This is a genomic window from Methylobacterium sp. P5_C11 (assembly GCF_054049775.1).
Genome location: NZ_JBFULS010000094.1, coordinates 1 through 9,778, shown reverse-complemented (window position 1 = coordinate 9,778; position 9,778 = coordinate 1). Strand labels below are relative to the sequence as shown.

At 68.8% G+C, this 9,778-nt stretch carries 10 protein-coding genes; 2 read left to right on the top strand and 8 right to left on the bottom strand.

Annotation, left to right across the window (positions count from 1 at the left end; genetic code table 11):
• Positions 1-672, bottom strand: a 672-nt coding sequence (gene groEL, locus ACXJKQ_RS26995) for a chaperonin GroEL (RefSeq protein ID WP_457108751.1), incomplete at its 3' end; no start/stop codon positions are given.
• 98 nt (positions 673-770) lie between these two features.
• A complete protein-coding gene (gene groES / locus ACXJKQ_RS26990) occupies positions 771-1,058 on the bottom strand; it encodes a co-chaperone GroES (protein WP_457108750.1) in 288 nt (95 codons plus the stop codon).
• A gap of 392 nt (positions 1,059-1,450) precedes the next feature.
• Between groES and rsgA the strand changes: the two genes are divergently transcribed.
• Both rsgA and ACXJKQ_RS26980 read left to right on the top strand, forming a co-directional pair.
• Positions 1,451-2,485 carry a ribosome small subunit-dependent GTPase A gene (gene rsgA / locus ACXJKQ_RS26985; protein ID WP_457108749.1) on the top strand — a complete coding sequence of 345 codons (1,035 nt, stop codon included), beginning with the start codon at positions 1,451-1,453 and terminating at the stop codon, positions 2,483-2,485.
• A 197-nt stretch (positions 2,486-2,682) separates the two neighbouring features.
• On the top strand, positions 2,683-3,705 hold the full coding sequence (locus tag ACXJKQ_RS26980) for an NAD(P)H-binding protein (protein WP_457108748.1): 1,023 nt from the start codon (positions 2,683-2,685) through the stop codon (positions 3,703-3,705).
• Positions 3,706-3,805: 100 nt separating this feature from the next.
• Here ACXJKQ_RS26980 and ACXJKQ_RS26975 read toward each other — a convergent pair whose 3' ends face one another.
• From ACXJKQ_RS26975 to ACXJKQ_RS26950, 6 genes are all read right to left on the bottom strand, one after another.
• Positions 3,806-5,089 carry a TRAP transporter large permease gene (locus ACXJKQ_RS26975; RefSeq protein ID WP_457108747.1) on the bottom strand — a complete coding sequence of 428 codons (1,284 nt, stop codon included), beginning with the start codon at positions 5,087-5,089 and terminating at the stop codon, positions 3,806-3,808.
• A complete protein-coding gene (locus tag ACXJKQ_RS26970) occupies positions 5,086-5,673 on the bottom strand; it encodes a TRAP transporter small permease (RefSeq protein WP_457108746.1) in 588 nt (195 codons plus the stop codon). The genes ACXJKQ_RS26975 and ACXJKQ_RS26970 overlap by 4 nt, the downstream gene beginning before the upstream one ends.
• Before the next feature lie 28 nt (positions 5,674-5,701).
• A complete protein-coding gene (locus ACXJKQ_RS26965) occupies positions 5,702-6,703 on the bottom strand; it encodes a TRAP transporter substrate-binding protein (RefSeq protein WP_457108745.1) in 1,002 nt (333 codons plus the stop codon).
• A 170-nt stretch (positions 6,704-6,873) separates the two neighbouring features.
• A complete protein-coding gene (locus tag ACXJKQ_RS26960) occupies positions 6,874-7,677 on the bottom strand; it encodes an enoyl-CoA hydratase/isomerase family protein (RefSeq protein ID WP_457108744.1) in 804 nt (267 codons plus the stop codon).
• Positions 7,674-8,930 carry a CaiB/BaiF CoA transferase family protein gene (locus ACXJKQ_RS26955; protein ID WP_457108743.1) on the bottom strand — a complete coding sequence of 419 codons (1,257 nt, stop codon included), beginning with the start codon at positions 8,928-8,930 and terminating at the stop codon, positions 7,674-7,676. Before ACXJKQ_RS26955 ends, ACXJKQ_RS26960 begins: the two co-directional genes overlap by 4 nt.
• Before the next feature lie 16 nt (positions 8,931-8,946).
• Positions 8,947-9,778, bottom strand: an 832-nt coding sequence (locus ACXJKQ_RS26950; RefSeq protein WP_457108742.1) for an acyl-CoA dehydrogenase family protein, incomplete at its 5' end; no start/stop codon positions are given.

The following is a 9,778-nucleotide window of genomic DNA, read 5'->3' as shown; positions in this document are numbered from 1 at the left end:
CTCGTGGATGAGGATGTAGGGGTCCTCAAGCTCGGCGACCATCTTCTCCGCGTTCGTGATGAAGTACGGGGACAGGTAGCCGCGGTCGAACTGCATGCCCTCGACGACGTCGAGTTCGGTCTCGGCCGTCTTGGCCTCCTCGACCGTGATCACGCCCTCGTTGCCCACCTTCTGCATGGCGTGGGCGATCATCTCGCCGATCTCCTTGTCGCCATTGGCGGAGATCGTGCCGACCTGGGCGATTTCCGCGGACGAGGCGACCTTGCGGGAGCGCGCGCCGATATCCTTCACGACCGCGGCGACGGCCAGATCGATGCCACGCTTCAGGTCCATCGGGTTCATCCCGGCGGCGACGTACTTCACGCCTTCGCGGACGATGGAGGCGGCGAGAACGGTCGCGGTGGTGGTGCCGTCACCGGCGGTGTCGCTCGACTTCGAGGCCACTTCGCGCACCATCTGGGCGCCCATGTTCTCGAACTTGTCGACGAGTTCGATCTCCTTGGCGACGGTGACGCCGTCCTTGGTGATGCGCGGGGCGCCGAAGCTCTTCTCGATCACGACGTTGCGGCCCTTGGGGCCGAGCGTCACCTTCACCGCGCTGGCGAGCAGTTCGACACCGCGCAGCATCTTCTCGCGGGCATCGACCGAAAAGCGAACGTCTTTGGCGGACATGGTGGTGCACTCATCATCTGTGGTTTGGCCCCGAGGCGCGCCACAGCGGGCGCCTCGAAGGGCAGATCGTCGTCAGGCTCCGAGCGGCCTGATCCGGGCTAGGCGATGACGCCCAGAATGTCGGATTCCTTCATGATCAGGAGGTCCTGACCGTCGATCTTGACTTCGGTGCCGGACCACTTGCCGAACAGGACGCGGTCGCCGGCCTTCACGTCGAGGGCGTTGACGCGGCCGGCCTCGTCGCGGGCGCCGGGGCCGACGGCGATGACCTCGCCCTCCTGCGGCTTCTCCTTGACCGTATCGGGAATGATGATGCCGCCCTTGGTCTTCTCCTCGCCTTCGATGCGACGGAGCACCACGCGGTCGTGCAGCGGACGGAATGTCATCGTGAGATCCTGATCGTTCCCTGGCGAGATCCAACCGACATGGTTGGCGCTGTCGCGGGAGGAGTCGCGACGAGAAAGTCGTCGCTGCCCGATCGATGCATCATTAGCACTCGCCGCGCGGAAGTGCTAATCCTATGAGCGCGCGGCGGGACGCGCTGTTCCGGAGCCGGCGTGGCACGCCTCCGCTGCCGCTCCCGTGCGGACACCGATGCGTCTAACCGGCTGCTTACGTCGCACGACCGCGGCCCGGCTCGGATCGACCTGCGCACCGATGCAACCTTCCGCCTCCGGTCATAAGGCCAAGCGGGAGGGCGCCGGGGTGGTCCTTGCACGCAGCCGGCATCGATTTGCGTCGGGCAGCGGCGGGCTGGCCAGGCGCATGACGCCATGGCATGGGCAGGATGGTGATCGATCATCCCGCTTCCTTCCGACCCACGTCGCTCGCAAGCCTGGGTTGGTCCGACTTCTTCGCAGACCAGCGTGAACCCCACGAGGCCGATCTGGCCCCGATGCGGATCGCGACGCTTCACCGGTCTCGCTTGACCGCCCTGTCGGGAGTCGGATCCGTCGAACTGACGCTCGCGATTCACGCCAGCACGAGCGACTTCACCGTGGGGGATTGGGTCTTCGTCGATCCCCAGACCCGGACTCTGCATCGCCGTCTCGGCCGCAGGACGGTCATGGAGCGACGCACCGAAGGCAGCCGAGACCTGCAGGCCGCTGCGGCTAATGTCGATACGCTGTTCATCGTCACGTCCTGCAACGCCGATTTCAATCCGGCGCGACTGGAGCGCTATCTGGCTCTGGCCAATCAAGGCGGCACAACCCCGGTGATCCTGCTCACCAAGGCCGACACGACCACCGATGTGGGAGACTACCAGCGTCAGGCGTCCCAGCTGCAACGGGGGCTCGACGTCGTGACCCTCAACCCCCGTCTGCCCGCAGCGGCCAACGCGCTCGCGCCCTGGTGTGGGATGGGGCAGACCGTGGCGCTGGTCGGCTCCTCCGGTGTCGGCAAATCGACCCTGGTGAACACGCTGGTCGGTCCCGGTCAGGCACAGGCCCAGCAGACCGGGGGCATCCGCGAGCACGATGCCAAGGGACGCCATACGACCACGTCGCGTTCGTTGCATGCCATCGCCGACGGCGGCTGGGTCATCGACACGCCGGGGATGCGAACGCTGCACGTCAGCGGCGCCGCGGACGGCATCGAAACCCTGTTCGCCGAGATCATCGAACTCACGCCCGCGTGCCGGTACCGTGACTGTACCCACACCCGCGAACCCGGTTGCGCCGTGCAGGCCGCTGTCGCGGACGGCCGGCTCGAACCCGAGCGGTTGAACCGGTGGCGCAAGCTGTTCGATGAGAACCGGAACAATACACCGCAGCCTTCGGGTCCACGCGGAGCCCGACGCCCGCGCAGGTAGGCCGCCGCCTGACCGTCCCGATGCGGCGGCTTCGGGCGCGGGCGGCGGCGCCCCGTGCCCGGAAACCGGCATGACGCTCTGACCCTTCGGCCACGCCCGTGGCAATCCAGCTTCGAAGGCGGCATGCTCGTCGGGTGGGTCGGTACGGTCTCGTCGACAGCGACCGGCAGTGTCGGACCTCAATGCGTCTGGATGAGATGAGCGTGACCGGACACCCATCGAACGCGTCGCGTGCGCGACGTGTCGCCGTCCTCGGTGGCACCGGGACGATCGGGCGTGCGACCGTGCGAGCGCTGGTGTCACGCGGCCATGACGTGGTCTGTTTCGTCAGGCACCGCGCCGACCTCGACGACCCTTCGGCCCCGCCCGCGCGCACCCGCCTGCCTACAGGCGCCACCGCGAGGGTGGTGGACGTGACCGATCCATCGTCCCTCGCCGACGCGGGTTTCCGCGGCGAGCCGTTCGACGTCCTGGTCTCGTGTCTCGCCTCGCGCACGGGATTGCCCGACGACGCCTGGGCGATCGATTATCAAGCGCATGTGAGCGCGTTGCACGCCGGCAAGGCGGCCGGCGTGACACACGTCATCCTGCTCTCGGCGATCTGCGTCCAGAAGCCGAGGCTCGCGTTCCAGCACGCCAAGCTCGCGTTCGAGGGCGTGCTGGTGCAGTCGGGCCTCGATTACACGATCGTGCGGCCGACGGCGTTCTTCAAATCACTGTCGGGGCAAATCGATCGTCTGAAACGCGGGAAGTCCTTCCTGATTTTCGGCGATGGCAGGCTGACATCCTGCAAGCCGATCAGCGACGACGACCTGGGCCACTACATCGCCGATTGCCTCGACCATGCGGACCGGCGCAATCGCGTGCTCCCGATCGGCGGCCCGGGCGAAGCCGTGACCCCGAAGGCGCAGGGCGAGCAGCTCTTCGCCCTGCTGGGGCGCAAAGCGCGGTTCACGCATGTGCCCGTGGCCCTTCTGGACGCCATCATAGCCACGCTGACCGTGCTGGGACGGCTGGCCCCGGCCCTGGCAGCCAAGGCTGAGCTCGCGCGCATCGGACGGTACTACGCGACGGAGTCCATGCTCGTTCTGGATCCGGCGACGGGGCAGTACGATGCGCACGCCACACCGTCGACGGGCTCCGAAACGCTCTTCGCCTACTACGCGCGCGTGATCCGAGGCGAGGCCGCCGCCGAGCGCGGCGACCACGCCGTGTTCTGAAGGCGCGCCACTCGGACGCCCGCGCGAGCGGGCACCGTGACGGCTCGATGGTATCCGAACGGAGCGGGTTGCCGACGGCGCAATGGTTCGGTCGCGGCCGTCACATCGCCCCGAGCGCCCGGGGAAGCCACAGCGACAGGCCGGGCCAATAGGTCACCAGGACCAGGAAGGCCAGCATCGTCAGCAGCCACGGCAGCACCGCGACCGTCAGCTCGGAGATGCCCATATGGGCGATGCCGCTGGCGACGTAGAGGTTGAGCCCGACCGGCGGGTGGCACAGGCCGACCTCCATGTTGACCGCCATGATGATCCCGAAATGGATCGGGTCGATCCCGAGCTTGACCGCGATCGGGAACAGGATCGGCGCCATGATCAGCAGGATCGAGGACGGCTCCATCACGTTGCCGGCGATCAGCAGGATGATGTTGACCACGAGCAGGAAGACCAGCGGGCTGAAGTTCATGGCGATCAGCCACGCCGCCATCGTCTGCGGGATGTTCTCCGACGTCATCAGGAAGGAGAACAGCACCGCGTTCGTGATGATATAGAGCAGCATCGCGCTCATGTTCGCCGAGGCGAGGAGCACCCGGGGCACGTCCGACAGCTTGAGGTCGCGGTAGACGAAGACCGCGATGACGAAGGCGTAGACCGCGGCGGTCGCGGCCGCCTCGGTGGGCGTGAAGATCCCCGCGTAGATGCCGCCGATCACCATCACCACGAGGAACAAGCCCCAGGCGCTCTCGCGGAAGGCGCGCAGGCGCTCGGCCCAGGAGGCCTTCGGCATGCGCGGATAGCCGCGGCGCTTGGCGATGACGAAGGTGACGCTCGCCAGCATCGCCGACAGGACGATGCCGGGCATCACGCCGGCCAGGAACAGGTTGCCGATCGAGGAATTCGTCGACACCCCGTAGAGCACGAGGATGATCGAGGGCGGCACGAGGATGCCGAGCGCCCCCGAGGTGGTGATCACCCCGGCGCCGAAGCGCCGCGGGTAGCCCTCGGCCACCATGGCGGGCAGGATGATCGAGCCGATGGCCACGACGGTGGCCACGCTCGATCCCGACACGGCGGCGAACAGCGCGCAGGCGACGACGCCGGCGAGGCCGAGGCCGCCCGGCCAATGCCCGACGAGCGAGGTCGTGAAGGCGATCATCCGCCGCGCCACGCCGCCATGGGCCAGGAAGTTGCCGGCGAGGATGAAGAACGGGATCGCCATGATCGAGAAGTTCTCGATCCCGGTGAACAGCTTGAGCGCGACGCTCTCGATCGGCACCTGCGTCAGGGTGAACAGGAAGGTCAGCACCGTCAGGCCGAGGGCGATCGAGATCGGCATCCCGGTGAGCATGAGGGCGATGAGCAGCCCGAAGATGATCAGGCCGCTCATGCGGGGCCTCCCTCGCGGCCGAGCTGGACCGGGTCGACGCCCTCGACGGTCTGGACGCCGTCGACATGGGCGTGGTCACGGGCGGGCAGGTGCCCGGTCGTCCAGAAGCCCCACGCGACCTGCAGGAAGCGGAAGCACATCAGGTAGGAGCCGAGCGGGATCGCGAGGTAGACGATCCAGACCGGGATCTCCATGTCGGGCGTCGTCTGGTCGGTGTGGCCGATCCGCCAGACGAAGTTCGTGCCGAGCGTGCCGACGATCCCGGTGAACAGGGCGCCCGCCGCGAGGCTGAGCAGGACCATGCCCCGGCGCGCGCGCGGCGGCAGCCGGTTGACCAGCACGTCGACGCCGACATGGATCCCGGTGCGCACGCCGTAGGCCGCGCCGAACTTCGCGACCCAGATGAACATGTAGATGCACAGTTCCTGCGACCAGCCGAAGTCGATCCGGTCGGTGTAGTCCTGCAGCGCCGGGATGCCGGAGAGGAACCGGTGCACCACCGTGGCGAAGGTGATGACGGTCGCGGCCGCCATCAGCGTTCCGATCAGCACCTCTTCGAGCCGATCGAGAAGTTTCAGCAACATGGTCGGTCCGGGCGGCGCTGAGGCGGGATCAGTTGTTCGGCGCCGCCTCGGCTTCCTTGTTCAGCGCCGTGACCAGATCCTTGCCGACGCGGGACGCCATCTCGCGCTGGACCGGCGCCAGGGCCTTGCGCCACGCGGCGTTCTCGGCCTCGGTCGGCGTGTAGACCTCGGTCTTGCCGGTGGCGCGGATGTCGGCGAGGGCCTTCTCGTTCTGCTTGTCGGCGATCTCGTGCTCGTAGGCGGTCGCGTCCTTCATCGCCCCTTCGAGCGTCGTGCGGAGGTCGGCCGGGAGGCCATCCCAGAAGCCCTTGTTCACGATGACCGCGTAGCCGACGTAGCCGTGATAGGTCAGCGAGGCGTGCTTCTGCACCTCGTTGATCTTCTGGGTCGTCACGTTCGACGGCGGGTTCTCCTGGCCGTCGACGACGCCGGTCTGCAGCGCCTGATAGAGTTCGGAGAAGGCCAGGACCTGCGGCAGCGCCCCGAGCTGCTTGAACTGCGCCTCCAGCACCTTCGAGGACTGGATCCGGAACTTCAGGCCCTTCACGTCCTCCGGCCCGTGCATCGGCTTGTTGGCGGTGAGGATCTTGAAGCCGTTGTCCCAGTAGCCGAGGCCCTTGATGCCCTTGGATTCGAGCTTCTTGAACAGGCCCTGGCCGATCGGCCCGTCCTGGACGCGCCGCAGCACCTGCTCGTTGGGGAAGATGTAGGGCAGGTCGAAGGCCTCGAACTCCTTCACGCCGAGGGGGCCGAACTTGCTCGTGGACGGCGCCAGCATCTGCACGGCGCCGAGCTGGAGCATCTCCACCTCTTCCTTGTCCTTGTAGAGCGTGCTGTTCGGGTAGATCTCGACCTTGACCGCCCCCTTGGTGCGCTCCTCGGCGAGCTGCTTGAACCGCTCGGCCCCCTGGCCCTTGGGCGTGTCGGTGGTGACGACGTGGCTGAACTTGATGACGATCGGGGTCTGCGCCGCGGCCGGCGCGGCGAAGGCGAGCGCACAGGCGAGCGCACCGAGAATCCGAGCCGTCATCGCGTCCTCCCAGACTGACATCCGCGTCGTTGCGCGGATTGAATTTTGGATAGACTTGCAGGTGAGCGCCGCGGCGACAAGCACGAAAGTGTGATGTCCGGGGGAAGATGTCGTTTGCGCCGATGGTTCTGCCGTCGATCGGGATCGCCGCCGGACCGGATCAAGTCGCGTCAGCCCTTGTCGCGCCCGCCGATGTAGGCCTGCACCGCCTCGCGATGCTCGGGCGTCGCGGTGACGACCGCGTAATGGGACGAGATCAGGTCGAGGTTGGTGCGCAGGTCGTTGCGCATCCCCTGGTAGACCGCCCGCTTGATCAGGCTCAGCGTCAGCGGCGGCGCCTTGGCGATCTTCCGCGCGAGCGCCTGGACGGCCGGCATCAGGTCCGCGTCGGCGTGGACGCCGTTGACGAGGCCGATCCGCAGGGCCTCCTCGGCGTCAATGAAATCACCGGTGAAGAACAGTTCCAGCGCCTTCGCGGTCCCGACGAGGCGGGGCAGGAAATGGGCGCCGCCCGCACCGGGGACGAGGCCGACCCGCACGTAGGTCTCGGCGAAGCGGGCACTCTTCGCCGCGAAGCGCAGGTCGCACATCAGGGCGAGGTCGAGGCCCGCACCGGTGGCGACACCGTTGAGGGCCGCGATCACCGGCTTGTCGAGATCCTCCAGCGTCAGCGGGATGCGCTGGATCCGCCCGTGGAGTTCATCCTTGCGCTGGGCGGGCAGTTGGTCGAGGCGCTCGCCCATCTCGACGATGTCGCCGCCGCTGCAGAAGGCCGAGCCCGCCCCGGTCACGATCACGACGCGGATCGCCGCGTCGGTGCGGCAGCGCTGCAGGGCCGCCGTCCAGGCCTCGATCATCGGGAAGGTGAAGGCGTTCTTCCGCTCGGGCCGGTTCAGCGTGATCGTCGCCACGCCCTCCGCGACGGAGAACAGCAGGTCGTCGCCCGCGTCGCGGGTCGCGGTCTCAGCATTCATCGGGCAGCCTCCAGGGGCGCAGAATCCGGACGGTTCGGGGCGTCGCTCAGGGCGGCGATCTCCGTCGGGTCGAGCCCGGCCTCGGCCAGGACCTCGGCGGTGTGCTCGCCGAGCCTGGGGGCGTGGCGGCGGATCGCGAAGCGGCTGCCGCTGAACGAGACCGGGCGGCGCATGGTGCGGTAGCGCCCCTCGCTCGGATGCTCGGCGGTGCCGAAAAAGCCCACCGCCTTCAGGTGCGCGTCCTCCGGCAGGTCCTCCAGCCCGAGGACCGGCATGCACGGGATGCTCACCGAGTCGCAGAATGCCACCCATTCGGCCGTGGTCCTGCGCGGCGCCTCCTCCTCGACCAGCGCGTAGAGGATCTCGATGTTCTCGACCCGCACGGCGAGCGGCGCGAAGCGTGGGTCGTCCACGAAGTCGAGCCGGCCGGTGTGGATGAAGAAGTCGCGCCAGTTCCGATCGGAATAGGGCAGGATGCAGGCGTGGCCGTCCCGGGTCCGGTAGGGCTTGCGCCGCGGGCTCAGGACCCGGTTGAAGCCCGGCGGCCCGAGCGGCGGCTCGAAGGCGTAGCCGACCATGTGTTCGACGAAGTTGAACTCCACCATGGTCTCGAACATCGGCACCTCGACCGCCTGCCCGCCGCCGCCGGCCCGGCGCTCGTAGAGGGCGGCGAGGATCGCGCAGGCGATGGCCTGACCGGCGATCTTGTCGCACAGCACCGTGGGCAGGTAGCCGGGCTGGCCGGTGGCGGCTTTCTGCAGGGCCGCCAGGCCGGAGCCCGCCTGGATCAGGTCGTCGTAGGCCGCCTTGTGGGCGTAGGGGCCGTCGGCTCCGAACCCGTAGGCACCGCAGAAGATGATATCGGGCTTCAGTGCGCGCACGCGGTCGTAGCCGTAGCCCAGGCGCAGGATCGCGTCGGGGCGCATGGAGTGCACGAGGACGTCCGCCGTGCCGATCAGCCGGTCGAGGGCCGCGCGCGCCGCGGGTCGCTTCAGGTCGAGGCGGACGCTGCGCTTGTTGCGGTTGAGGTGCAGGAAGTTGCCGCCCATCCCGGCGCTGCGGGCCGGCCGGTAATGCCGGAAGGAATCGCCCTCCGGGGTCTCGATCTTGATCACGTCGGCGCCGAGATCGGCCAGGATGTGCGTCGCCGAGGGGCCCATGATCACGCTGGTCAGGTCGACGACCCGCACGCCCGCGAGCGGCCCGGCTTTCTTCGTCTCCGTGTGGTGAGTCTCGGCGGAGTGATCCGGCACGCACAGGTCTCCCATCTCAGCCGGCGCCGCCCCGGAGCCGGACCAGCATCGGCCACAGGGCCGCGCCGCCGCCCGCGCAGACCGTGCGCCCGATCCGCTCCTGCCAGAGGACGTCGGGTCCGAACTCGTCGCGCCAGGACCACAGCCGCCGCGTCGCGCGGTGGAGCGGGTGCTCCTGCGTGAAGCCCATGGCCCCGTGGATCTGGTGGCCGATCGCCGCGACGTGCCCCGCGGCCTCGCCGCAGCGCGCCTTCGCGATGGCGGTGGCCAGGACGAAGCGCGGATCGCCCCAGCAGGCGGCCGCGAGGTCGGCGGCCGCACTCGCCGCCGCGACGTGCCCCGCGGCCTCGGCCAGCATGTGCTGGATCGCCTGGAACTTGGCGAGCGGCCGGCCGAATTGCTGCCGCTCCTGGGCGTGATCGAGGGCGGAGGCGAGGCCGGTCTCCATCGCGCCCACCATCTGCTGCGCCCGAACCCAGGCGCCGAGGGCCTCGACGGCCGGCACGCCCCCTTCGGTGCTCCAGCCCGGCGCGGCGCGGACATCGTCGGCCGAGACGGTGCAGCCCGTCAGGTCGAGAGTGTCGCGGGGCTCGCCCGCGAGGTTGTGGTGCGTGTCGCGGATCGTGCCGGGTGCTCCGATCCGCACGAGATGGGGGACGCCCGCCCCGTCGACCGCGTCGAGGAGCAGGGCGGCGACCGAACCGCCCCAGGGCACCTGCACGACCCGCCCGTCCAGGACGAAACCATCCGCACGCGGCGCGATCCGCACCGGGCTGCCGCCCGGGACCAGCGACGCGGCGGCCTCGCTCGCGCGCCCGCCCGCGGCGGCCCAGAGCGCGGCCCAGAGC